A 23914-nucleotide genomic window follows, 5' to 3' on the forward strand; every position below is an offset into this window, starting at 1 on the left:
CCGACACCGATCCGCGGTCGGTGCGGCGCCGGTCCCCGCGCCGGCCCGGGTCAGCGGCAGAATCGGAGGATGAGCAGCAACGACTCCCCCGAGCCCACCGTCCTCGCGATCGGCAGCGACGAGCTGCGTGTGGCGCTGACGACCGCGGGCGCCGAGATGACCTCCCTCCGCGACACCGAGAGCCGCGAGTACCTCTGGCAGGCCGGCCCCGAGTGGCGCCGGCACGCTCCCGTGCTCTTCCCGATCATCGGGCGGCTGCCGGGCGACACCCTGCACCACGACGGCCGCGACTACCCGATGGGCCAGCACGGCTTCGCGCGCGACCGCGTCTTCGAGCTGGCCGGCGTCGGTGGCGACGAGGCCGTCTTCCGGCTGCGCAGCGACGACGCGACCCGCGCGGTGTTCCCCTTCGACTGGTCGCTGCTGATCGCCTACGCGGTGACCGGATCGACGCTGCGGATCACGCAGACCGTCGAGAACCGCGGCACGGAGCCGCTCGGCGCCTCGGTCGGCAACCACCCGGCGTTCGCTCTGCCGCTGCCCGGGGCCACCGGTGAGCACCGGATCCGCTTCGCGCAGCCCGAGCCGGAGGGCTTCCGCCGCGCTCCCGAGAACCTCCTCGTCGCCGAGCGCCACCCGGCACCGCTCGAGGACGGCGTGCTCACGGTGGAAGACGCGCACTTCGAGGAGGGCGTGCTGATCTTCGACGAGCCGCGCCGGCGCACGCTGACCCTCGAGGCCGACGGCGCGCGCTCGATCGCGGTCGACAGCGGCGACTTCGACGTCGTCGGCGTCTGGAAGCCGGTCGGCGCGCCGTTCGTCTGCATCGAGCCGTGGCGGAGCGTGCCGACGCCGGAGGGCTGGGACGGCGACATCGTCGACAAGCCGCGGCAGTTCGTGCTCGCCCCGGGCGAGCAGCGCGCCTTCTCCTACAGCATCACGCTCAGCTGAGGCTCCTCGCGCTGCAGCTGCGCGTCGAGGAGCTCGAAGCGGCGGATGATCAGCCCCTCGCGGGTCGCCCACGGGCAGATCACGAGCGTCTCGACGTGCAGCGCCTCCATGGCGGCCTCGGCGACGAGCGCGCCGGCCAGCAGCTGCGGGGCGCGGAGTGCGGAGACGCCGGGCAGCGCCGAGCGGTCGGCCGCGCTGATCGCGGCGAGGCGGGAGGACCACAGCCGCAGGTCGACGAGGTGCAGCTCCCGGCGGGCGAGCGGGCCGGCCGCGCTCGGGGCGGCGCCGGTGATCCGGGCCAGGGAGCGGAAGGTCTTCGAGGTGCCCGCGACGAGGTCGGGGGTGCCGAGGGCGAGGAAGGCGCGGACGGGTTCGGCGAGCACCTCGCGGGCGTGCCGGCGGGCGGCCTTGACGCTCGTGGCGGAGGCGGGGTCGCCGTCGAGGAGGTCGCGGGTGACGCGGCCGGCACCGAGCGGCACCGAGACGGCGAGCTCGGGGACCTCGTCCACGCCCATCGACAGCTCGAACGAGCCGCCGCCGATGTCGAGGTCGAGGATCGAGCCGGCGCCCCAGCCGAACCAGCGGCGCACGGCGAGGAAGGTCGCGGACGCCTCGGCCTCGCCGCCGAGCTCCTGGAGGTGCACGCCGGTCTCGGTGCGGACGCGCTCGAGCACCGCGGCGCCGTTGCCGGCCTCGCGGATCGCGGAGGTGGCGAAGGCGAGCAGGTCCTCCGCGCGGTGGCGGCGAGCGACCTCGTGCGCCTCCGCGACGAAGGAGATCAGCTCGCGCTGTCCCTCCTCCGTGATGTCGCCCGCGGCGTCGAGGTGGGCGACCAGCGCGAGGCTGCGCTTGTGCGACCGGTACGGCACGGGCCGCGCCCCGGGGTGCGCGTCGACGAGCAGCAGATGGACCGTGTTGGAGCCGATGTCGAGCACGCCGAGTCGCATGCCCCCACGCTAGCGCGGCCCGCAGCCGCCCTTGGACGGCGGCGACGCCCCCGAGGATCGGCACCGCAGCGTTGGGCGCGTGCATGCCGATCGAGTAGCCCGCGGAGCGGCCGTATCGAGCGGAGGGGGCGCCTTCGGCGCCAGCGCAGGGCGGGGAAGAGGCCGACGTTCATGCGGTGGTGGGTCTCGATACGCCCCTGCGGGGCTACTCGACCAGCATGCTGGGGCCCCTGCGGGGCTACTCGACCAGCATGCTGGGCCGCTGCGGGGCTACTCGACCAGCGTGCTGGGGCCGCTGCGCGGCTGCTCGATCAGCAGGAGCGGAAGCACCCACCCCCGCTCCGGAGCGTGGCGCCCCGGAGGGGTCGCCACCCCTGCAGACCGGCCGCCGCTCCGCAGGGTCACCGGCGATCCGCGTGCCAGCGGATCGTCGTACCCGGAACGCGACCGGCCCTTGCCAGCGCGACCCGTCGAGAAGCCGACCGCCGACGGACGACGAGGAACGAGGAGTCCGTCGCAGAAGGGCCCGGTCGCGACAGCGACCGGGCCCTTCTGCAGGAACTCAGTGGTCCCAGTTCTCCACCGGCTCGGAGGAGCTGGAGGAGCCGACGACGTGCACGCGCATGTCGTTGGTGGTGCCGGCGCGTCCGGGGGGCGACCCGGAGACGACGACGACGGTGTCGCCGGCCTTCGCGAGGTTCTCGCGGAGGAGGACGGCGTCGACCTGGGCGAACATGGCGTCCGTGTGGTTCACGCGGGGCGTGACGTAGGACTGGACGCCCCAGTTGAGCGCCATGCGGCGGCGGACCGAGGGCTCGGGGGTGAAGCCGATGATCGGGATGCCGTGGCGCAGGCGCGTCATGCGGCGGACGGAGTCGCCGGACTCGGTGAAGACGCAGAGGAACTTGGCCTCGACGAACTCGGCGACCTCGGCGGCGGCGAGGGTGACGGAGCCGCCCTGGGTGCGCGGCTTGCTGCCGAGCGGGGGGATCCGCTCGAGCCCGTGCTCCTCGGTCGACTCGACGATGCGGGCCATGGTCTGGACGGTGACGACCGGCCAGGCGCCGACGCTCGTCTCGCCGGAGAGCATGACCGCGTCGGCTCCGTCGAGGATGGCGTTGGCGACGTCGGAGGCCTCGGCGCGGGTGGGGCGCGGGCTCTCGATCATCGACTCGAGCATCTGGGTGGCGACGATGACGGGCTTGGCCCAGCGGCGGGCGAGCTCGACGGCGTGCTTCTGCACGATCGGCACGGCCTCGAGGGGCAGCTCGACGCCGAGGTCGCCGCGGGCGACCATGATGCCGTCGAAGACGTCGATGATCTCCTGCAGGTTGTCGACCGCCTGCGGCTTCTCGATCTTGGCGATGACGGGAGCCTTGCGGCCCTCCTCCGCCATGATCTCGTGCACGCGGACGATGTCGCTGGCGTTGCGCACGAAGGAGAGCGCGATGATGTCCGCGCCGAGGCGGATCGCCCAGCGGAGGTCGTCCTCGTCCTTCTGCGACAGCGCGGGCACGTTGACCGCGACGCCGGGCAGGTTGATGCCCTTGTTGTTCGAGATGTTGCCGGGGACGACGCACTCGGTGATGACGCGGGGACCCTCGACGGCGGTGACGCGGACCGCGACCTTGCCGTCGTCGATCAGGAGCATGTCGCCCGGGTTCACGTCGTCGGGCAGGCCCTTGAACGTGGTGCCCGAGAGCTCCTTGGTGCCGAGGACGTCCTCGGTGGTGATCGTGAAGACGTCGCCCTCGGCGAGGGGGTACGGACCGCCCTCGAACTTGCCGAGGCGGATCTTGGGACCCTGCAGGTCGACCATGATCGCGACGGCGCGACCGGAGTCCTCGGCGGCCTTGCGCACGAGGCGGTAGATGCCCTCGTGCACGTCGTAGCTGCCGTGGCTGAGGTTCATGCGGGCCACGTCCACGCCGGCGTCGATGATCGCACGAATGGTCTCGTACGACGACGTTGCCGGGCCGAGGGTGGCGACGATTTTCGCTCGTCTCATTGAGGGGGTGCTCCGTTGTTCTGCGCCCGAGGGCGCGTCGATAGCGGGGAGGGTGAGCTGTGAAGCTGGCGCGCGAAGACTATCGCGTCCGTGGGACTAGAGCGTGAAGCCCCGGTCGTTGGGCCCGACGGGCGCGGGCAGCTGGGTGGTGCCTTCGAGGTAGCGGTCGATCTCGGCCGCGACGGAGCGGCCCTCGGCGATCGCCCAGACGATCAGCGACTGGCCGCGGCCGGCGTCCCCGGCGACGAAGACGCCCGGGACGCTGGTCTCGAAGCGGTCGCCGCGGACCACGTTGCCGCGGTCCGTGAAGGGGACCTCGAGCTGGCCGGCGAGGTGCTCCGACTCCGGGCCGGTGAAGCCCAGGGCCAGGAGGACCAGGTCGGCCGGGATCTCGCGCTCGGTGCCCGCCTTGGGCACGCGGCGTCCGTCGAGGTACTCGGTCTCGGCCACGCGCACGGCGCGGACCTCGCCGACCTCGTTCGCGAGGAACTCGACGGTGGAGGCGAGGTAGACGCGCTCCCCGCCCTCCTCGTGGGCGCTGGCGACCTCGAAGACGGTCGGGTCCATCGGCCAGGGCTGGCTGTCCGGACGCTGCGACGGGGGCTGCGTGCCGATCGCGAGGTTGGTGACCGAGGCCGCCTTCTGGCGGTGCGCGGTGCCGATGCAGTCGGCTCCGGTGTCGCCGCCGCCGAGGACGACGACGTGCTTGCCCTCGGCCGAGATCTGCTCGAAGACGCGGTCGCCGGCGATGGCGTGGTTCGACTGCACCAGGTACTCCATGGCGAAGTGCACGCCGGCCAGGTCGCGGCCGGGGATCGGCAGATCGCGCGGGACCATCGCGCCGGTGGCGACCACGACGGCGTCGTAGCGCGCGCGCAGGTCGTCCCAGGTGATGTCCGTGCCGATGTCGACGCCGGCGCGGAAGCGGGTGCCCTCGGCCTTCATCTGGTTCAGGCGCAGCTCGAGGTGCTTCTTCTCCATCTTGAAGTCGGGGATGCCGTAGCGCAGGAGGCCGCCGATGCGGTCGTCGCGCTCGTAGACCGCGACGGTGTGCCCGGCGCGCGTGAGCTGCTGCGCGGCGGCGAGACCGGCGGGGCCGGAGCCGACGACGGCGACCGTCTTGCCGGTCAGGCGCTCCGGCGGGTGCGGCTGCACCCAGTCGTTGCCGAAGGCCTGATCGATGATCGAGACCTCGATCTGCTTGATCGTGACCGCGGGCTGGTTGATCCCGAGCACGCAGGACGACTCGCAGGGCGCCGGGCACAGACGGCCGGTGAACTCCGGGAAGTTGTTGGTCGCGTGCAGGCGCTCGATCGCCTGACGGCCCTCGCCGCGCCACATCAGGTCGTTCCACTCGGGGATCAGGTTCCCGAGCGGGCAGCCCTTGTGGCAGAACGGGATGCCGCAGTCCATGCAGCGGCCGGCCTGCCGGCGCAGCACGGCGGTGTCGCCCTGCTCGTACACCTCTTTCCAGTCCATCAGCCGCACGGACACCGGGCGCCGCTTGGGCAGCTCCCGGTCCTGCACCTTCAGGAATCCCTTGGGATCAGCCACCGGTCACCTCCAGAATCCGTCCCCAGACGACGTCGCCGTCGGGGTCGAGCCCCTCTTCGACGGCGGATGCTCGCGTCGCGAGCACCGCGGCGAAGTCGCGGGGCAGTACCTTGACGAAACGCGAGACGGTTCCGTCGAAATCGTCGAGCATCCCCTGGGCCAGGGTCGACTCGGTTTCGGCCACGTGCCGCTCGAGCAGGTCGCGCAGGATCTCCACGTCGGCGCTGCCGAGCTCGGAGAGCGTCAGCTCGCCGGTGGCGATCGCGTCGCGGTTGACGAGCTCGCGGCTCAGGTCGTGGATGTAGGCGGTGCCGCCGGACATGCCCGCGCCGAGGTTGCGGCCGGTCGCGCCGAGGATGACGGCGAGCCCGCCGGTCATGTACTCGAGCGCGTGGTCGCCCACGCCCTCGACGACCGCCGTGGCGCCGGAGTTGCGGACCAGGAAGCGCTCGCCGACCATTCCGCGGATGAACATCGTGCCCTGGGTCGCGCCGTAGCCGATGACGTTGCCGGCGATGACGTTCGCCGACGCGTCGAAGGTGCTGCGGCGGTCGGGCCGCACCACGATCTGACCGCCGGAGAGGCCCTTGCCGACGTAGTCGTTCGAGTCGCCCTCGAGGCGCAGCGTGATGCCCGCGGGCAGGAACGCGCCGAGCGACTGCCCGGCCGAGCCGCGCAGGTTCACGGTGATGGAGTCGGCCGGCAGCCCGTTCTCGCCGTAGCGGACGGTCACCTCGTGGCCGAGCATCGTGCCGACGGCGCGCTCGGTGTTCTTGATCTCACGGTCGATCACCACGGTGCCGCGGTGGTCGAGGACGTTCGCGGCGAGGCGGATCAGCTCGTTGTCGAAGTGCTTCTCCAGCTCGTGCTCCTGCGCGCGGCCGTGGCGGCGCGGCTCCTCGGCGCGGAAGACCGGGCCGACCAGGATCGGCGTCAGGTCGAGCCCGCTCGCCTTCCAGTGCTCGATGGCGCGGTTGACGTCGAGCAGCTCGCGGTGGCCGACGATCTCGTCGATCGAGCGGACGCCGAGCTGGGCGAGGTACTCGCGCACCTCCTGGGCGATGAACTCGAAGAAGTTGACGACGAACTCGGGCTTGCCGTTGAAGCGCTTGCGCAGCTCGGGGTTCTGCGTCGCGACGCCCACCGGGCAGGTGTCGAGGTGGCAGACGCGCATCATGATGCAGCCCTCGACGATCAGCGGGGCGGTGGCGAAGCCGAACTCCTCGGCGCCGAGCAGGGCGCCGATGACGACGTCGCGGCCGGTCTTCATCTGGCCGTCGACCTGCACCACGACGCGGTCGCGCATGCCGTTGAGCATCAGCGTCTGCTGGGTCTCGGCGAGGCCGAGCTCCCACGGCGTGCCCGCGTGCTTGAGCGAGTTGACGGGGCTCGCGCCGGTGCCGCCGTCGTGGCCCGAGACGAGGATCACGTCGGCGAGGGCCTTGGCCGTGCCGGCCGCGACCGCGCCGATGCCCGACTGGCTGACGAGCTTCGCGTGGATGCGCGCCTTCGGGTTCGCCCGCTTGAGGTCGAAGATCAGCTGCTTGAGGTCCTCGATCGAGTAGATGTCGTGGTGCGGCGGCGGCGAGATCAGGCCGACGCCCGCGGTCGCGTGCCGGGTGCGCGCGATCCACGGGTAGACCTTGGTCGGCGGCAGCTGTCCGCCCTCGCCGGGCTTGGCGCCCTGGGCGAGCTTGATCTGGATGTCGTCGGCGTGCGTCAGGTACATGCTCGTGACGCCGAAGCGGCCCGAGGCGACCTGCTTGATCGCGGACCGTCGCTCGGGGTCGAGCAGTCGCTCGGTGTCCTCACCGCCCTCGCCGGTGTTCGACTTGGCGCCGAGGCGGTTCATCGCGATGGCGAGCGTCTCGTGCGCCTCCGGCGAGATGGAGCCGTAGCTCATCGCCCCGGTGGAGAAGCGCTTGACGATGGACTCGACCGACTCGACCTCGTCGATCGGGACGGGCGTGCGGCCCTCCGTGTCGAGGGTGAACATGCCGCGCAGCGTCATCAGCGAGAGCGCCTGGTCGTCGACCATCTTGGTGTACTCGCGGAAGACGTCGTAGCGGCGGTTGCGCGTGGAGTGCTGCAGCCGGAAGACGGTGTCCGGGTTGAAGAGGTGCGGCGCGCCGTCGCGGCGCCACTGGTACTCGCCGCCGACCGCGAGGCGCTCGTGCGCGACGACCGCGCCGTCCTCGGGGTACGCGGCGCGGTGGCGCGCGGCGTTCTCCTCGGCCACGACCTCGATCCCGATGCCGCCGAGCTTGGAGGCGGTGCCGGTGAAGTACTGGTCGACGAAGACCTGGCTGAGGCCGACGGCCTCGAAGGTCTGCGCGCCGGCGTAGCTGGACACGGTCGAGATGCCCATCTTGGACATGATCTTGAGGACGCCCTTGCCGAGCGCCTTGATCACGTTCTTGACGGCCTTCTCGGGCGAGAGGTCCGAGATCATGCCGCTGCGCACCAGCTGCTCGCAGGTCTCCATCGCGAGGTACGGGTTCACCGCGGAGGCGCCGTAGCCGATCAGCGTCGCGACGTGGTGCACCTCGCGGACGTCGCCGGCCTCGACGACCAGCCCGACGCGCATCCGGTTCTCGGTGCGGATCAGGTGGTGGTGCACGGCGGCGAGCATCAGCAGCGAGGGGATCGGCGCGAGGTCCTTGGTGGAGTCGCGGTCCGAGAGCACGAGGAACTGCGCTCCGGCGGCGATCGCCTCGTCGGCCTCGGCGCACATCGCGTCGAGACGGTCCTGCATGGCGCGGGGACCGGCGTCGACGCGGTAGAGACCGCGGATCGTCGTGGTGATGTGGCTGAGCGGGCGCGGCGCGATGTGCTGGATCTTGGCGAGCTCGTCGTTGTCGATCACCGGGAAGTCGAGGACGACCTGGCGGGCGTGCTCGGCGCCGGCCGAGAGCAGGTTGCGCTCCGGGCCGAGGCCGAGGCGCAGCGAGGTGACGACCTCCTCCCGGATGGAGTCGAGCGGCGGGTTGGTCACCTGCGCGAACGCCTGGGTGAAGTAGTCGAACAGCAGTCGCGGGCGCTTGGAGAGCACCGCGACGGGCGTGTCGGAGCCCATCGCGCCGAGCGGCTCGGCACCGGCCTTCGCCATCGGCAGCAGCAGCAGCCGCACCTCCTCCTCGGTGTAGCCGAAGGTCCGCTGGCGGCGGTTGACCGACGCGGGCGTGTGCACGATGTGCTCGCGCTCGGGCAGGTCCTTGAGGTTGATGCGGCCCTTGTCGAGCCACTCGTCGAAGGGACCGGAGTCGGCGAGCTGCGCCTTGATCTCCTCGTCCTCGACGATGCGGCCCTGCTCGGTGTCGACCAGGAACATCCGGCCCGGCTGGAGGCGGCCCTTGCGGACGATCTTCGCGGGGTCGATGTCGAGGACGCCGATCTCGCTGGCGAGCACGACGAGGCCGTCATCGGTGACGACGTAGCGGCCGGGGCGCAGGCCGTTGCGGTCGAGCGTGGCGCCGACGAGGTCGCCGTCGGTGAAGACGATCGCGGCGGGGCCGTCCCACGGCTCCATGAGCATCGAGTGGTACTCGTAGAAGGCGCGGCGCTTCTGGTCGATCGCGGCGGCCTGGTTCTCCCACGCCTCCGGCACCATCATCATGATCGCGTGCGGCAGCGAGCGGCCGGCGAGCGTGAGCAGCTCCACGGTCTCGTCGAACGAGGCGGAGTCGCTGCGGCCGGTCGAGACGATCGGGAACAGCGGCGAGAGGTCGCCGAGCTCGGCGCTCTTCAGCTGCGACTGGCGCGCGCGCATCCAGTTGCGGTTGCCCTGCACCGTGTTGATCTCGCCGTTGTGCGCGATCATCCGGAACGGCTGCGCGAGCGGCCAGGACGGGAAGGTGTTGGTCGAGTAGCGGGAGTGCACCAGCGCGAGCTTCGAGGTGAAGCGCTCGTCCGAGAGATCGGGGTAGAACGGCTCGAGCTGGAGCGTGGTGACCATGCCCTTATAGACGAGCGTGCGACTCGAGAGCGACATGAAGTACACCTCGAGCTCGCGCTCGACGCGCTTGCGCAGGCGGAAGGTGAGGCGGTCGAGGCGGAGGCCGGCCAGCGGCACGCCGGCCGCGTCGGTCAGCTCGCTCGAGACGTAGAGCTGCTCGATCGCCGGCATGGCGGCGCGGGCGAGCGTGCCGATCTCGTCCGGCTGCACCGGGACGGAGCGCCAGCCGAGGACGGTGAGGTTCTCCTCCCGCGCCAGCTCGGCGATGGTCGACTTGACCCGCTCGCGCTCGAAGACGTCGACGGGGAGGAAGGCGTTGCCGACCGCGTACTGCCCGACGGGGGGCAGCTCGACGGCCGCGACGGCGCGCAGGAAGTCGTCGGGGATCTGGGTGATGATCCCCGCGCCGTCGCCGGTGCCGGCGTCGGAGCCGACCGCGCCGCGGTGCTCGAGGTTGCGCAACGCGTCGAGCGCGGCGTCGATGATGTCGTGCCCGGCCGTCCCGCGCATGGTGGCGACCATGGCGAGACCGCAGGCGTCCTTCTCGGCCGCCGGGTCGTACATCCCCTGCGCGGACGGGGTGCCGATGAACGGCACGGCGGGGACGCGGGGCGAGGGCTGAACGGGAGCCATGGGGACCGTCCTCACGAGAGTCGTAGCGGATCGGGACGTCGCTGGCCCGCGGTGTGGTGGTGGAGGAGCGGCTCCCCGATCGGGAGGGCCGTGCATTCGGTGGTCGCGGAGCGGAGGTCTGGCGCCGTCGTCGGGGTCGTGCGCTCGCTCCCCCGCGGCAGCGCTTGTGGCTGAGCCGCGGTGGGGCGGACGGACGGAGAGGTGAGCTGGATGCGGGGCCGCGGGGGTGCCGCGGACCGCGTCAGCTGCGGGAGACCGTCGACTTCTCGGCGTCGGTGCCGGAAGAAGGAGTGGTGGCGTCGGAGTCGGACTCGACGTCCTCGAATTCTACCGCAGCCGGGGCGGGCGTCCACTCGCGGCCGGGCCGATAGGCCGAGGTCTCGCGACCCGGGTGCTCGCGCCGCTGGATCACGACGAGGACCAGGCCGACGACGACGGCGGCCAGCGCCGCCCAGACGTTGGTGCGGATGCCCCAGAAGAACTCGCTCGGGTCGATCCGGATGGACTCGAACCAGACGCGGCCGATGCCGTACCAGATCAGGTACGCGGCGAAGACGGTGCCCCACTGCAGCTTGAGGCGGCGCTCGAGCAGCAGGATGACCGCGATGCCGACGACGTTCCAGAGGATCTCGTAGAGGAAGGTCGGGTGGAAGAGCGTGCCGGCGGGCAGGCCGACGGGGAAGGCCGGGTTGCTGCTCTCGATCTCGAGGCCCCAGGGCAGGGTCGTCGGGAGGCCGAACAGCTCGTGGTTGAACCAGTTGCCGAGGCGGCCGATGGCCTGCGCGGCGAGCATGCCGGGTGCGAGCGCGTCGGCGAAGGTCCAGAAGCGGACACCGGTCCAGCGGCAGCCGATCCAGGCGCCGACGGCACCGCCGATCAGGCCGCCGAAGATCGCGTTGCCGCCGTTCCAGATCCGGATGATCTCCCACGGGTCCGCGCCGGCGTAGAAGTAGTCGCCGGGGTGCGTGAGCACGTGGTAGAGCCGCGCGCCGATGATGCCGAGCGGCACGGCCCAGATGATGATGTCGAGGACGACCCACGGCTCGGCGCCGCGCCGCTTGAGGCGGGCGTTCGTCATGATCGTGGCGACCACGATGCCGACCAGGATGCAGACGGCGTAGGTGTGGATCGAGAACGCGCGATCGAAGAGCGTGAAGTCGTACTGACTCCACGCCTCGGGCGGACTCGGGATGCTCAGCGGTACGGACACCGGTACGTCGACCTTTCGAAGGAGGGATCCCGCGGTCGCGGCGGCGCCGCGCCCCGACGGGCATCCCGAGTGTACTGGGAGGCGTCAGGCGCGCGGACGCGTGCCCTCTGCCAGACCGCGAGCCGTCTCCGCCACCGCGGCGACTCCCCCGGAGGCGAGCGCGCGCACGAGGGCCGAGCCGACGATCGCGCCGTCGGCGTAGGCGAGGATCTCGGCGACCTGGTCGCCGGTCGAGACGCCCACGCCGACGCAGGCGCTGTCCGAGCCGGCGGTGCGCAGGCGCTCGACGAGCGTGCGGGCGGCGCGGTCCACGTCGGCGCGCGCTCCGGTGATGCCCATCGTCGAGACCGCGTAGACGAAGCCGCGGCTCGCCTCGACGGTCGCACGCAGGCGCTCGTCGCTCGAGGAGGGGGCGGCGAGGAAGACCCGGTCGAGGCCGAGGCGCTCGGAGACGGCCATCCACTCGGCACCCTCGTCGGGGATGAGGTCGGGAGTGATCAGACCGGAGCCGCCGGCCTCGGCGAGGTCGGTGGCGAAGCGCTCGACGCCGTACTGCAGCACGGGGTTGTAGTACGTCATCACCAGCACCGGCACATCGACGCGGGCGCGGATCTCGCGGACCGCGTCGAAGCCGTGGCGCAGGCGGAAGCCGCCGGCGAGGGCGGCCTGGGTCGCCTCCTGGATGACCGGGCCGTCCATGACCGGGTCGGAGTAGGGCAGGCCGAGCTCGATCGCGTCGACGCCGTTCTCGGCGAGGGCGACCGCGGCGTCGATGCTCGTCGCGAGGTCCGGGAAGCCGGCGGGCAGGTAGCCGATCAGGGCGCCCGCGGCCTCCTGGTTCCGGCGGCGGACGGTCTCGGCGACGCTCGGGCCGACGCCGCTCACGACTGCACCGCGCCCTGGTCGACGAGCCCGAAGTAGCGCGCGGCGGTGGTCATGTCCTTGTCGCCGCGACCGGAGAGGTTGACCAGGATGGTCGCGTCGGGGCCGAGCTCGCGGCCGAGCTCGAGCGTGCCGGCGAGGGCGTGCGCCGACTCGATCGCGGGGATGATGCCCTCGGTACGGCTCAGCAGCATCAGGGCGTCCATCGCGGCGGAGTCGGTGACCGCGCGGTAGTCGGCGCGGCCGATGCTGGAGAGCCAGGCGTGCTCGGGACCGACGCCCGGGTAGTCGAGACCGGCCGAGATCGAGTGCGACTCGACGGTCTGGCCGTCCTCGTCCTGGAGCAGGAAGCTGCGGGCGCCGTGCAGGACGCCGGGGCGGCCCTTGCTGATGGTCGCCGCGTGGCGCGGGGTCTCGATCCCGTCGCCGCCGGCCTCGAAGCCGACGAGCCTGACCTCGGGGTCGTCGAGGAACGCGTGGAAGATGCCCATCGCGTTGGAGCCGCCGCCGACGCAGGCGGTGACCGCCGTGGGCAGGGCGCCGGTGAGGGCGAGGACCTGCTCGCGCGCCTCCTCGCCGATGATCTTCTGGAAGTCGCGCACCATCGCCGGGAAGGGGTGCGGGCCGGCCACGGTGCCGAAGACGTAGTTCGTCGTCTCGACGTTGGTGACCCAGTCGCGCATCGCGTCGTTGATCGCGTCCTTGAGGGTGCGCGAGCCGGTGGTCACCGAGACGACCTCGGCACCGAGCAGGCGCATCCGGGCGACGTTGAGCGCCTGGCGCTCGGTGTCGACCTCGCCCATGTAGACGACGCAGTCGAGCCCGAAGAGCGCGGCGGCGGTCGCGGTGGCCACGCCGTGCTGGCCGGCGCCGGTCTCGGCGATCACGCGGGTCTTGCCGATGCGCTTGGTCAGCAGCGCCTGGCCGAGCACGTTGTTGATCTTGTGCGAGCCGGTGTGGTTGAGGTCCTCGCGCTTGAGGATGATCCGCGCACCGCCCGCGTGCTCGGCGAAGCGCGGCACCTCGGTGATGATCGAGGGCCGGCCGGTGTAGCTGCGGTGCAGCTCGGTCAGCTCGGCCCGGAACGCCGGGTCGACCTTGGTGCGCTCGTACTCGGCGCTCAGCTCGTCGAGCGCCTTCACGAGCGACTCGGGGACGTAGCGTCCGCCGAAGTCGCCGAAGTAGGGACCGAGTTCGTCTCGGAGTGCCATGGCAGTGCCGCCTATCGGTGGATCGTGATCAGTGCGCCAGGAAGCCGGCGAGGGTGGAGACGGGGTCGCCGCCGGTGACGAGGGCCTCGCCGACGAGGACGACGTCCGCGCCGGAGCGGCGGTAGTGCGCGACGTCGTCGGCCGAGAGGACCGCCGACTCCGCGACCTTGACGGCGTCCGCCGGGAAGCGCTCGGAGAGCCGGCCGAAGAGGTCGCGGTCGAGCTCGAAGGTGGAGAGGTCCCGGGCGTTGACGCCGATCAGGCGCGCGCCGAGGTCGGCGGCCCGCTCGAGCTCGTCGCCCGAGTGGGTCTCGACCAGCGGGGTCATCCCGAGCTCGAGGACGAGGGCGTGCAGCTCGGCCAGCACGGGCTGCTCGAGCGCGGCGACGATGAGCAGGACGAGGTCCGCTCCGGAGGCGCGCGCCTCGAGCACCTGGTAGGGCTCCGCGATGAAGTCCTTGCGCAGGACCGGGATCGACACCTTCGCGCGGACGGCCTCGAGGTCGGCGAGGGAGCCCTTGAAGCGGCGCTCCTCGGTGAGGACGCTGATCGCGCTCGCTCCCCCGAGCTCGTACTGCCCGGCGAGCAGCGCGGGGTCGGGGATCTCGGCGAGGGCGCCGCGGGACGGGCTGGACCGCTTGACCTCGGCGATGATCTTGACGCGCTCGGCCGGAGCCAGCGCGGCGAGGGCGTCGAGGGCGGGCGGGCGCTCGGCGGCGCGCCGCTCGAGGGCGGCGAGCGGGACGGTCTCGCGACGCCGGGCCGCGTCGGCCAGGGCGCCGGCGGTCAGATCGCCGAGCACTCTACGCGCGCGCCTTCGGGTTGGCTTTCGCGCCGTCGACGCCGTAGCCCAGGCGGGCCAGGATCACGCCGACGAGAAGGCCGACCACGACGAGTCCGGCGGACAGCCAGACGACGAGGGGCAGGTCGAACCAGAAGGCGATCGTGCCGACCGTGAAGCCGACCAGCATGATGACGACGGCCGTCCACGCTGCGGGCGAGTGGCCGTGGTTGTCGTCGTCGTGCTCGGTGCTCATGGCTCTCCTCCTGGACGTGCGTGGGAACCAGAGCAGTCTAGCGGCTCGCGCCTGAAGGGCCTCGCCGACGGGCGGGGTCCGCCGGGCCCCGCTCAGCGGGCGGACGTGGGGTCGTCCCCGCGGGACAGCTCGTCCCAGGAGACGACGGGATCGATGTCGCCGTCGTCGGTCTGCACGGTCGTCGCGCCGTGCCCGTAGCCGTCGGCGGGCTCGAACCGGGAGGCGCGCTTCTTCTTCGCGCCGGGCCAGCGGCGGACCGTGACGAGCACGAGCACGCCGATGACGGCGGTCAGCACGCCGGCCACCAGCGCGACGACCGGCCAGGCCGTGGCGGAGGACGAGGCGACGAGCGCGGCGACCGACTCCCGGCCCGCGATCGCGGTCGCATCGGTGACCAGCGACGAGCCGGCGCGCACGGGATCGGCGAGCGCGGTCGAGGCGGCCAGGACGACGGAGCCGCCGAGGACGATCTGCAGCAGCCCGAGGACGATCCGGAAGGCCGGGCCGGCGATGGCGAGCGCGGCCGCGAGAGCGAGCCCCGCGAGGGCCAGGGCCGACAGGGCCGGCGCGGCGACGGTGCCGACGACGGAGAGCGCCCGGCCGTCGCCGACTCCCGGGGTGAGCACCAGGGTCGCCCAGGGCTGGGTGGAGGCGGTCAGCTCGAGCGCGGCGAGCAGCACGATCCCGAGGATCGCGGAGTACTTGAGGCGCCGGCCGCTCACGCCTGCGGCCCGAGGTCCGTCACCGGGGCGAGCGGATCGACGTCGAAGCAGGAGTGCTCGCCGGTGTGGCAGGCGGCGCCGATCTGCTCGACCTGCACGAGCAGCGTGTCGGCGTCGCAGTCCAGCGCGGCCCCGCGGACGTACTGGGCGTGCCCGGAGGTGTCGCCCTTCCGCCAGTACTCCCGGCGGGAGCGCGACCAGAAGGTCACCCGGCCCTCGGTCAGCGTGCGGCGCAGCGCCTCGCGGTCCATCCAGCCGAGCATCAGCACCTCGCCGGTGTCGTGCTGCTGGATGACGGCGGGCAGGAGGCCGCTCGCGTCGAAGGTCGCGCGGTCGAGGACCGCGGTGAGGTCGTCGGGGGTCGTCGTGCCGTCGGTCGTCGTCTCGGTGCTCATCGGCGGATCTCGATCCCGGAGTCGTCGAGGGCGCGCTTCACGTCGCCGATCGTCAGCTCGCGATTGTGGAAGACGGAGGCGGCGAGCACCGCGTCGGCGCCCGCCACGATGGCGGGGGCGAAGTGCTCGACGGCACCGGCGCCGCCCGAGGCGATCACCGGCACGGTGCTCAGCTCGCGCATCGCGCTGATCAGCGGCAGGTCGAAGCCCTGCTTCGTGCCGTCGGCGTCGATCGAGTTGACCAGCAGCTCGCCGGCCCCGCGCTCGACGGCCTCGGCCGCCCAGGCGAGCGCGTCGAGCGTCGTCTCGCGGCGGCCGCCGTGGGTGGTGACGACAAAACCCGAGGGCGTGGCGTCGCTCCGCTTGACGTCGAGCGAGAGCACCAGCACCTGCGCGCCGAAGACGTCGGCGATCTCGCCGATCAGCTCGGGGCGGGCGATCGCGGCGGAGTTGACGCCGACCTTGTCCGCGCCGTGCGCGAGCAGGCGCGAGACGTCCTCGACGGAGCGCACTCCCCCGCCGACGGTCAGCGGGATGAAGACCTGCTCGGCGGTCGCGCGGACGACCTCGTAGGTGGTGGAGCGGTCGTCGACGGTGGCCGTGACGTCGAGGAAGGTCAGCTCGTCGGCGCCCTGCTCGAAGTAGAGCCGGGCGAGCTCGACCGGATCGCCGGCGTCGCGCAGGTTCTGGAAGTTGACGCCCTTGACGACGCGGCCGGCGGCCACGTCGAGGCACGGGATGACGCGGACGGCGAGACTCATCGCTCCCCCTCCTAGAGGCGTGCGGCGTGGATCGAGGTGACCAGGATCGCGCGGGCGCCGAGGTCGTAGAGGCGGTCCATCACCTGGTTCATGTCGGCGCGCGGCACCATGACCCGCACGGCGACCCACTCGGGGTCGTGCAGCGGCGAGACGGTGGGCGACTCGAAGCCGGGCGCGAGCGCGGTGGCGGTCTCGAGTAGCGCGACGGGGCAGTCGTAGTCGAGCAGCACGTACTCGCGCGCGACGAGGACGCCCTGCAGGCGGCGGAGCAGGACCGGGATGCCCTCCGGCTCGCCCGCGCCGGAGACGAGGACGGCCGTGGACTTCAGGATGACCGGGCCGAAGATCTCCAGGCCCGCCTTCCGCAGCGTGGTACCGGTCTCGACGACGTCGGCGATCACGTCGGCGACGCCGAGCTGGATGGCCGACTCGACCGCGCCGTCCAGGCGGATGAGGGTGACCTCGACGCCGTGCTCGCGGAGGAAGCGGCCGACGAGCCCGGGGTAGCTGGTCGCGACGCGGAGGCCGTCGATCTGCTGCAGCTCGGTGTAGCGGCCGGCCGGACCGGCGAACCGGAAGGTCGAGTCGGCGAAGCCCAGGCTGGCGATCTCGCGCGCCTCGGAGCCGGAGTCGATCAGCAGGTCGCGGCCGGTGACGCCGACGTCGAGCGCGCCGGAGCCGACGTAGGTGGCGATGTCGCGCGGGCGGAGGTAGAAGAACTCGACGCCGTTGCGCTCGTCGACGACGTGCAGCTCCTTGGGGTCGCGGCGGCCGGTGTAGCCGGCCTCGGCCAGCATCTGGCCGGCGGTCTCGGAGAGCGAGCCCTTGTTGGGCACGGCGACGCGCAGGAGCGCGGGCGGGGCGGTGGTGGCGGCGGTGTCAGGAGTAGTGGGGGTGGTCGTGGTCACGACGGGACGTCCTCTGGAGGTCGAGGGTGATTCGGTGAGCGGAGGCGCGACGGCACCTCGGAGAGCGTGGGAGCGCGCGGCGACCTGGCGGCGGCGCACTCCGGCGATCGGGGGGACGCTCACAGATGTCGGTAGACGTCGGCCGTCGTCAGGCCCTTCGCGAGCATCAGCACCTGCAGGTGGTAGAGCAGCTGCGAGATCTCCTCGGCCGTGCGCTCGTCGCCCTCGTACTCGGCGGCCATCCACACCTCGGCGGCCTCCTCGACGATCTTCTTGCCGATGAAGTGCACACCGGCGTCGAGCTCGAGGACCGTGCCCGAACCCTCGGGACGCGCGGCGGCCTTCTCGCCCAGCTCAGCGAAGAGGTCGTCGAAAGTTTTCACCGGGGAAGTCTATACGCGGCGGCGGACCGGCGAGGGCGGTCGAGTCAGTGGCGGTGCAGGAGGGAGGAGGCGGTGTCGCGGAGGGCGACGATGGCGGCCTCGGGGTCGTCGGCGCCGAAGACGGCGGAGCCGGCGACGAAGGTGTCGGCGCCCGCCTCGGCGGCGATCTCGATGGTGCCGGGGGCGATGCCGCCGTCGACCTGGAGCCAGACGTCGAGGCCGGTGCGGTCGACGACCTCGCGCAGGGCGTGCAGCTTCGGCATCGTCTCCGCCATGAACGACTGGCCGCCGAAGCCGGGCTCGACCGTCATCACGAGCACCTGGTCGAACTCGGGCAGCAGGTCGAGGTAGTCGTCGACCGGGGTGCCGGGCTTGAGCGCGATGCCCGCGCGCGAGCCGATCTCGCGCAGCCGGCGGGCCAGGGCGACGGCGTCGTGCGCGGCCTCGGCGTGGAAGGTGACGGAGTAGGCGCCCGTCTCGGCGTAGCCGGGGGCCCAGCGGTCGGGGTCGTCGATCATCAGGTGCACGTCGAGCGGGCGCGGCGACACCTCCTGCAGGCGCTGCACCATCGGCAGGCCGAAGGTGAGATTCGGCACGAAGTGGTTGTCCATCACGTCGACGTGCACGAGATCGGCCCCGGCGATCCGCTGCAGCTCGGCCTCGAAGTTGACGAAGTCGGCGGACAGGATGCTGGGGTTGATCCGTGCGGGCATGCTCCCCAGCCTAGGCGCGGCGGCCGGGCCGTCAGGCCGGGCTGCCGCGCAGGAGCTGGATGAACATCGCGTCCGTCCCGTGCCGGTGCGGCCAGAGCTGCGCGTGCAGCGCGCCCTCGGCGAGCGGCAGCGGCTCGCGGGTGATGCCGCGGAGGACCGCCGGGGTGTCGACGAGCTCGAAGCCGCCGGGGTGGCGCTCCGCGGCGAGGGCGAGCACGCGCTTCGTCTCGCCGAGGTGCGGCGAGCAGGTGACGTAGGCGAGCAGTCCGCCGGGCGCGAGCGCGGCGAGGGCGGAGTCGAGCAGCTCGCCCTGCAGGGCGGCGAGCGGGGCGACGTCGTCGGCGGTCTTCCGCCAGCGCGCCTCCGGGCGGCGGCGGAGGGCGCCGAGTCCGGTGCACGGCGCGTCCAGGAGGATGCGGTCGAAGGCACCGGGCTGCTCCTCGCCGAGGGTGCGACCGTCGCCGGTGCGGACCTCGACGGTCGGGTCGACCGCGGCGAGGGCCTGGCGGACCAGCCCGGCCCGCGCGGGGACGACCTCGTTGGCCAGCAGCGTCGCGCCGCCCGCGCGCGCCTCGGCGGCCAGCAGCGCCGCCTTTCCGCCGGGGCCGGCGCAGAGATCGAGCCAGCGCTCGCCCGCCCGGACGGGCTCGGCGCGGGACAGTGCGAGCGCGGCCAGCTGGGAGCCCTCGTCCTGGACGCGCACGCGGCCCTCGTGCACGGGCGCGATCGCCTCGGGGTCGCCTCCGGTGCTGACGAGGCCGACCGGCGAGTAGCGGTCGGGCTCCGCGTCGGGCAGCTCGGCGGCCTCGGCGAGTCCGGGCAGGGCGACGAGGTTCACCCGCGGGGCCGCGTTGTCGGCGGCGAGCAGGGCCTCGAGCTCGTCGGCGGCGCCCTCCGCGGCGAGGGCGCGGCGCAGGGCCTTGACGATCCAGACCGGATGCGAGGTCGCCGCGGCGATCCGGTCGTCGCCCGAGGTCGCCGCGTCCGCGACGCGCTGCTGCCACTCCTCGGCGCTCGAGCGGGTGACCGAGCGCAGCACCGCGTTCGCGAAGGCGACGGCGCCGCGGGAGGAGCCGCCCGCGACCAGCGCGACGCTCTCGTTGACGGCGGCGTGCGCGGCGACGCGGGTGCCGAGCAGCTGGTGCACGCCGAGCCGGAGCGCGTCGAGCACCGGGGCGTCGAGGGTCTCGACGGCGCGGCCGGCGGCGAGGGCGATCACCCGGTCGTAGTAGCCGGAGAGGCGGAGGGTGCCGTAGCAGAGCTCGGTGGCCAGGCCCGCGTCGGCCGGTGACAGCTCGGCGGCATGGATCCGGGCGGGCAGCACGAGGTTGGCGTAGGCGTCTCCGCCGCTGACCGCGAGCAGGACGTCGTAGGCGACCTGGCGGGCCGGCGCGACGCGGGTGCGGCCGGTCACGCGAGCACCGTGCTCTCGCGCAGGCCCCGGGCCCAGGCGACGCCGGGCATCGGGGTCTTGCCGGCGGGCTGCACCGAGACGAGCTCGACGGCGCCGTCGCCCGTGCCGACCAGGGCACGGCCGGCATCGAGGAGCACGGCGCCGGGCGCGAGGGGAGCGTCCGTGCGCGCCTCGTGGACGGCGAGCACCTTCAGCCGCGCGGCGCCGACCGCCGTCGACGCTCCGGGCTCAGGCGTGACTCCGCGAACGAGTGCGAGGATCCGCGCGGTCGGCAGGGACCAGTCGATCCTGCCGTCGGTCACGTCGAGCTTGGGGGCGAGCGTGAGCTCGCCCGACTGCGGCACGGCGACCGCGGTGCCGGCGGCGAGCCCGTCGACGACCTCGCCGGTCAGGGCGGCCCCGCGCTCGGCGAGCACCTCGAGCAGCTCGCCCGCCGAGCGCCCGGCGACCTCCTCCTCGATCTCGGCGAAGACATCGCCCGCGTCGAGCTCGGCCACCAGCTGGAAGACGGCCGCGCCGATCCGCTCCTCCCCCGCCATCAGCGCGCGCTGGACGGGCGCCGCCCCGCGCCAGCGCGGCAGTAGCGAGAAGTGCAGGTTGATCCAGCCGAGGCGCGGCACCGCCAGCAGCCGCGCGCGGACCAGGCCGCCGTAGGCCACGATCACGCCGAGGTCCGGCTCGAGGGCCGCGATCCGGTCGGTGACCGCCTCGTCGAGGCGGTTCGCCTTGAGCACCGGCAGGCCGAGCTCCTCGGCGACCGCGGCGACGGGCGAGGGCGTGAGCACGCGCTTCCGGCCGACGGGCGCGTCGGCCCGGGTGACCACCGCGACGATCTCGTGCTCGGAGGCGGCGAGGGCGCGCAGGGTGGGGACGGCGGCGGCCGGCGTGCCGGCGAAGACGAGGCGCACGAGGAGCTCCTGAGCGTGGGGGTCGAGCGGAGAACGGGTCCGGGGGGACGGGTCTAGAGGATGTCGGGGTCGTCCAGCCGGACGCGCAGCTTCGGTGCCGGCCGGAAGCGGCCCGGCGTGGTGGGCGGCCGGCGGCGGCGGGTCGCGTTGCGGATCACGGCGGACCGAAGGCGGGCGGCGACCTCCGCCCCGCGAGCGTAGTCGAAGCGCACGATCGCCCGGACGGAGCCGTCCTCGAGCCCGACCGGGCCGAGCACCTCGTGCCGGTCCGCCTCGTCGAGCGCGTCGAGCGCCTCCGTCACGGCGTGCGCGTCGCCGCTGACGGTCGCGAGCCGGACGGCGGGCGGGAAGCGCAGCTCGCGCCGCTCGATCAGCTCGGCGCGGAGGTACTCGTCCTGGCGCCAGGTCGCGAGGGCCGTCGCGAGGCGCCCGGCGACGCCGACCAGCAGCACGGGAGCGCCGGGGCGGGCCAGCGCGGCCGCGTTCGACCAGGTGCGCAGGGCGTCGTCGGCGACGCGCAGGCTCTCCCGCGCGAGCATCCGCTCGCCGTCGAGCAGCAGTACGGCGTGGTAGCCGCCGTCGGCCCGGGGCTCGCCGCCGCGGGTGGCGACGACGAGCGCGGGCGTCCCGGGCACCGTGAGGATCGGGTGGGTACCGTCCGCGACGACGACCTTGACGCCCGGGAACGCGCGACCGAGCTCCTCCGCCGTGCGGCCGGCGCCGAGGCTCACCAGGCGCAGCGCCGTCGCCTCGCAGACCGAGCAGTGCCAGTCGGCGGCGATCAGGCCGCACCAGCCGCAGCTCGGCCGGGCCCCCGCCGCGTGCACGGCGAGCGGACCCTGGCAGCGGTTGCAGCGCGCCACGGTGCGGCAGCGGGCGCAGGCGACGACCGGCGCGTAGCCGGGGCGGGCCACCTGGACGAGCACGGGACCCGAGTCGAGGGCGATCCGCGCCTGCCGCCAGGCGGTCGACGGGATGCGCGCGGCCTGGTCGTGCTCGTCGGCGGCCGCCTGCTGCGCGGTCGGCACGACGTGCGGGCGCCGCGAGGGCCGCGGCTGCACCGGGGCGGCGAAGCCGAGGCCGACCAGCCGCTCCACCTCGACCGTGCGGGTGTTGCCGAGCAGGACCAGCCCGGCGCCGCTCTGCTCCTGCCGCACCAGCGCCACGTCGCGGGCGTGCGCGTACGGCGCGAGCGGCTCGGCGAAGAGCGGATCGCCGTCGTCCCAGAGCGCGATCAGGCCGAGCGCCGACGAGGGCGCGTAGAGCACCGAGCGGTTGCCGACGATGACCCGCGGACCCGGCGTGAGGCAGCGCAGGAACGCGGCGTAGCGGCCGGCGCCCTTCTGCCGGGCGTCGAGGCGGACGACCGCGTCCTCGGGGACGTGCTCGGCGAGGGCCTGCTCGAGCTGCTCCTGGTCGCGGTAGTCCGGCACCGCGAGGATCGCGTCGCGCCCGGCCGCCAGCGCGGCGCGGGCGAGCTCGGCGAGCGTCACCGCCCAGCCGCCCACCCACGCTCCGGAGGCGAGCTGCACCGGCGCGGGTACCGCGTTCACCGCGAGGCGACCGCCGTCGAGGAGGCCGTCGAACGTCTCCGCGGGGTAGCCGGTCACCGAGCCGGGCACGGTGCCGTCCGCGACCGGCTCGGCCGGGACGGAGTCCGCGTCCGGCTCGGACGGGTCGGCGGCCGCGTCCACCTCGGCGAGGGCCGCGAGGTGCGCCCGCTCGACACGCACGTGGCGCCGCGGCACCGCGAGGCGCAGGACGTCGCTCGCTCCCCCGGCGGCACGGTCGGCGACGCGCCGGGCGAGCGCCCAGACCTCCGGGGTCAGCACGACGAGCGGCGAGACGAGCTCCTCGAGCTCGCTCAGTGCGCCCGCGTGCTCGGAGCCCTCGCCGACCTCGACGACGAACGCGTCGGCGATCCGTCCGCCGGTGCGCAGCGGAACCCGCACCCGCACACCGGGCCGGACGCCGTCGCGCAGCGCCTCGGGGATCGCGTAGTCGAGCAGCCGGTCGAGCTGCGGGAGCGGCGAGTCGAGGAGCACGCGCGCGACGCGCCCCGCCGGACCGGTCACCGCCTCCCCCGCCGCGTCGGCGCCTACGAGAGACCCGCGGCGGAGCGGAGGTCGTCGACGCGGTCGAGGCGCTCCCAGGTGAAGTCGGGCAGCTCGCGGCCGAAGTGCCCGTAGACCGAGGTCTGCGAGTAGATCGGGCGGAGCAGATCGAGCGCGTGGATGATCGCGGCGGGACGCAGGTCGAAGACCGAGCGGATCGCCTCGGTGATCTGCTCGTCGGGCAGCGTGCCGGTGCCGAAGGTCTCGACGTAGAGGCCGACCGGGGCGGCCTTGCCGATCGCGTAGGCGACCTGCACCTCCATCCGGCGGGCGAGCCCCGCGGCGACCGCGTTCTTCGCGACCCAGCGCATGGCGTAGGCGGCCGAGCGGTCGACCTTCGACGGGTCCTTGCCAGAGAAGGCGCCGCCGCCGTGGCGCGCGGCTCCGCCGTAGGTGTCGACGATGATCTTGCGGCCGGTGAGCCCGGCGTCGCCCTGCGGGCCGCCGATCTCGAAGCGGCCGGAGGGGTTGATCAGCAGGCGCACCGCGGAGGAGTCGAGGTCGACCCGCTCGAGGACGGGGCGGATCACGTGCTCCTCGATGTCGGCGTGGATCGTGGCGGTGCTCACGTGCTCGGCGTGCTGGGTGGAGAGGACGACCGTGTCGATCGTGGCCGGCGTCGTGCCGTCGTAGCCGATGGTGACCTGCGTCTTGCCGTCGGGCCGGAGGTAGTCCAGCTCGCCGGTCTTGCGGACCTCGGCGAGGCGCTCCGCGAGGCGGTGCGAGAGCCAGCTCGGCAGCGGCATGTACTCGGGGGTCTCATCGGTGGCGAAGCCGAACATCAGGCCCTGGTCGCCCGCGCCCTGGCGGTCGAACGCGTCGTCGTCGGACGCGTCGCCGCGCACCTCGAGGGCCGTGTCGACACCCGCGGCGATCTCGGGCGACTGCTGCCCGATCGAGACGGAGACGCCGCAGGAGCGGCCGTCGAAGCCCTTGAGCGAGGAGTCGTAGCCGATCTCGACGATCGTGTCGCGGACGATCGCGGGGATCTCGACGTAGCCGGAGGTGGAGACCTCACCGGCGACGTGCACGAGCCCCGTGGTGACGAGCGTCTCGACGGCGACCCGGCTGCGCGGGTCCTCGCGGAGGAGCGCGTCGAGGATGCGGTCCGAGATCTGATCGCAGATCTTGTCCGGGTGACCCTCGGTCACGGACTCGGAGGTGAACAGGCGGAGGGGGCCGGAGGTCATGTCGAGCGTCTCATTCCG

General features: G+C 73.2%; 20 protein-coding genes. 1 reads left to right on the top strand and 19 read right to left on the bottom strand.

Going from position 1 to position 23914, the window contains the following annotated elements; translation table 11 throughout:
- The first annotated feature begins 69 nt into the window (after positions 1–69).
- Positions 70–951, top strand: coding sequence for an aldose 1-epimerase family protein (locus EDF22_RS09705; RefSeq protein WP_123704356.1), 882 nt, complete (start codon positions 70–72; stop codon positions 949–951).
- Here the strand turns inward: EDF22_RS09705 and EDF22_RS09710 are convergent.
- The 19 genes from EDF22_RS09710 to metK form a co-directional block, all read right to left on the bottom strand.
- Complete coding sequence (locus EDF22_RS09710) at positions 930–1898, bottom strand: Ppx/GppA family phosphatase (RefSeq protein ID WP_123704358.1); 969 nt, start codon at positions 1896–1898, stop codon at positions 930–932. The two genes, EDF22_RS09705 and EDF22_RS09710, sit on opposite strands and share 22 nt — an antisense overlap.
- 562 nt (positions 1899–2460) lie before the next feature.
- Positions 2461–3906 (bottom strand): pyruvate kinase, encoded by a 1446-nt coding sequence (gene pyk, locus EDF22_RS09715; RefSeq protein WP_123446241.1) that lies wholly within the window; start codon positions 3904–3906, stop codon positions 2461–2463.
- A gap of 96 nt (positions 3907–4002) precedes the next feature.
- Positions 4003–5460 (bottom strand): glutamate synthase subunit beta, encoded by a 1458-nt coding sequence (locus EDF22_RS09720; protein ID WP_123446240.1) that lies wholly within the window; start codon positions 5458–5460, stop codon positions 4003–4005.
- Entirely contained in the window at positions 5453–10048 is a 4596-nt protein-coding gene (gltB, locus tag EDF22_RS09725) for a glutamate synthase large subunit (protein ID WP_123704360.1), read from the bottom strand. The genes EDF22_RS09720 and gltB overlap by 8 nt, the downstream gene beginning before the upstream one ends.
- A gap of 241 nt (positions 10049–10289) precedes the next feature.
- Positions 10290–11258 (bottom strand): prolipoprotein diacylglyceryl transferase, encoded by a 969-nt coding sequence (gene lgt, locus EDF22_RS09730; protein ID WP_372487855.1) that lies wholly within the window; start codon positions 11256–11258, stop codon positions 10290–10292.
- An 84-nt stretch (positions 11259–11342) separates the two neighbouring features.
- Positions 11343–12143: a tryptophan synthase subunit alpha gene (gene trpA, locus EDF22_RS09735; protein WP_123446238.1), complete on the bottom strand. Its 801-nt coding sequence runs from the start codon at positions 12141–12143 to the stop codon at positions 11343–11345.
- The gene (gene trpB, locus EDF22_RS09740; RefSeq protein WP_123446237.1) at positions 12140–13351 is read right to left on the bottom strand and encodes a tryptophan synthase subunit beta; all 1212 of its coding nucleotides are present in this window, start codon (positions 13349–13351) and stop codon (positions 12140–12142) included. The genes trpA and trpB overlap by 4 nt, the downstream gene beginning before the upstream one ends.
- Before the next feature lie 28 nt (positions 13352–13379).
- Positions 13380–14153, bottom strand: a complete 774-nt coding sequence (gene trpC / locus EDF22_RS09745) for an indole-3-glycerol phosphate synthase TrpC (protein WP_123704362.1) — start codon at positions 14151–14153, stop codon at positions 13380–13382.
- 1 nt (position 14154) lies between these two features.
- The gene (locus EDF22_RS09750; protein WP_123446235.1) at positions 14155–14388 is read right to left on the bottom strand and encodes a DUF6704 family protein; all 234 of its coding nucleotides are present in this window, start codon (positions 14386–14388) and stop codon (positions 14155–14157) included.
- Positions 14389–14480: 92 nt separating this feature from the next.
- The gene (locus EDF22_RS09755) at positions 14481–15110 is read right to left on the bottom strand and encodes a Trp biosynthesis-associated membrane protein (RefSeq protein WP_123704364.1); all 630 of its coding nucleotides are present in this window, start codon (positions 15108–15110) and stop codon (positions 14481–14483) included.
- Complete coding sequence (gene hisI, locus EDF22_RS09760) at positions 15107–15505, bottom strand: phosphoribosyl-AMP cyclohydrolase (RefSeq protein WP_123704366.1); 399 nt, start codon at positions 15503–15505, stop codon at positions 15107–15109. The genes EDF22_RS09755 and hisI overlap by 4 nt, the downstream gene beginning before the upstream one ends.
- On the bottom strand, positions 15502–16266 hold the full coding sequence (gene hisF, locus EDF22_RS09765) for an imidazole glycerol phosphate synthase subunit HisF (protein WP_123704368.1): 765 nt from the start codon (positions 16264–16266) through the stop codon (positions 15502–15504). Before hisF ends, hisI begins: the two co-directional genes overlap by 4 nt.
- An 11-nt stretch (positions 16267–16277) precedes the next feature.
- Entirely contained in the window at positions 16278–17174 is an 897-nt protein-coding gene (gene hisG, locus EDF22_RS09770; protein WP_221180900.1) for an ATP phosphoribosyltransferase, read from the bottom strand.
- Positions 17175–17293: 119 nt separating this feature from the next.
- Positions 17294–17557 (bottom strand): phosphoribosyl-ATP diphosphatase, encoded by a 264-nt coding sequence (locus tag EDF22_RS09780; RefSeq protein WP_123704374.1) that lies wholly within the window; start codon positions 17555–17557, stop codon positions 17294–17296.
- Between the two features lie 44 nt (positions 17558–17601).
- Positions 17602–18270 carry a ribulose-phosphate 3-epimerase gene (rpe, locus tag EDF22_RS09785; protein ID WP_123704376.1) on the bottom strand — a complete coding sequence of 223 codons (669 nt, stop codon included), beginning with the start codon at positions 18268–18270 and terminating at the stop codon, positions 17602–17604.
- Positions 18271–18301: 31 nt separating this feature from the next.
- Positions 18302–19684: an RsmB/NOP family class I SAM-dependent RNA methyltransferase gene (locus tag EDF22_RS09790; RefSeq protein ID WP_123704378.1), complete on the bottom strand. Its 1383-nt coding sequence runs from the start codon at positions 19682–19684 to the stop codon at positions 18302–18304.
- Positions 19681–20592, bottom strand: coding sequence for a methionyl-tRNA formyltransferase (locus EDF22_RS09795; protein WP_123704380.1), 912 nt, complete (start codon positions 20590–20592; stop codon positions 19681–19683). The genes EDF22_RS09790 and EDF22_RS09795 overlap by 4 nt, the downstream gene beginning before the upstream one ends.
- 53 nt (positions 20593–20645) lie before the next feature.
- A complete protein-coding gene (locus tag EDF22_RS09800) occupies positions 20646–22667 on the bottom strand; it encodes a primosomal protein N' (RefSeq protein ID WP_123704382.1) in 2022 nt (673 codons plus the stop codon).
- Positions 22668–22690: 23 nt separating this feature from the next.
- Positions 22691–23896, bottom strand: a complete 1206-nt coding sequence (gene metK, locus EDF22_RS09805; protein WP_123704384.1) for a methionine adenosyltransferase — start codon at positions 23894–23896, stop codon at positions 22691–22693.
- Positions 23897–23914 lie beyond the last annotated feature (18 nt).

Source organism: Rathayibacter sp. PhB127 (assembly GCF_003751665.1).
Taxonomy (GTDB): Bacteria; Actinomycetota; Actinomycetes; order Actinomycetales; family Microbacteriaceae; genus Rathayibacter; species Rathayibacter festucae.

Coding starts and splice junctions, on each gene's coding strand:
- rpe (WP_123704376.1), bottom strand. CDS start 18,270: ATGCCCGCACGGATCAACCCCAGCATCCTGTCCGCCGACTTCGTCAAC.
- hisI (WP_123704366.1), bottom strand. CDS start 15,505: ATGAGCACCGAGACGACGACCGACGGCACGACGACCCCCGACGACCTC.
- EDF22_RS09710 (WP_123704358.1), bottom strand. CDS start 1,898: ATGCGACTCGGCGTGCTCGACATCGGCTCCAACACGGTCCATCTGCTG.
- gltB (WP_123704360.1), bottom strand. CDS start 10,048: ATGGCTCCCGTTCAGCCCTCGCCCCGCGTCCCCGCCGTGCCGTTCATC.
- pyk (WP_123446241.1), bottom strand. CDS start 3,906: ATGAGACGAGCGAAAATCGTCGCCACCCTCGGCCCGGCAACGTCGTCG.
- trpB (WP_123446237.1), bottom strand. CDS start 13,351: ATGGCACTCCGAGACGAACTCGGTCCCTACTTCGGCGACTTCGGCGGA.
- EDF22_RS09750 (WP_123446235.1), bottom strand. CDS start 14,388: ATGAGCACCGAGCACGACGACGACAACCACGGCCACTCGCCCGCAGCG.
- metK (WP_123704384.1), bottom strand. CDS start 23,896: ATGACCTCCGGCCCCCTCCGCCTGTTCACCTCCGAGTCCGTGACCGAG.
- EDF22_RS09705 (WP_123704356.1), top strand. CDS start 70: ATGAGCAGCAACGACTCCCCCGAGCCCACCGTCCTCGCGATCGGCAGC.
- hisF (WP_123704368.1), bottom strand. CDS start 16,266: ATGAGTCTCGCCGTCCGCGTCATCCCGTGCCTCGACGTGGCCGCCGGC.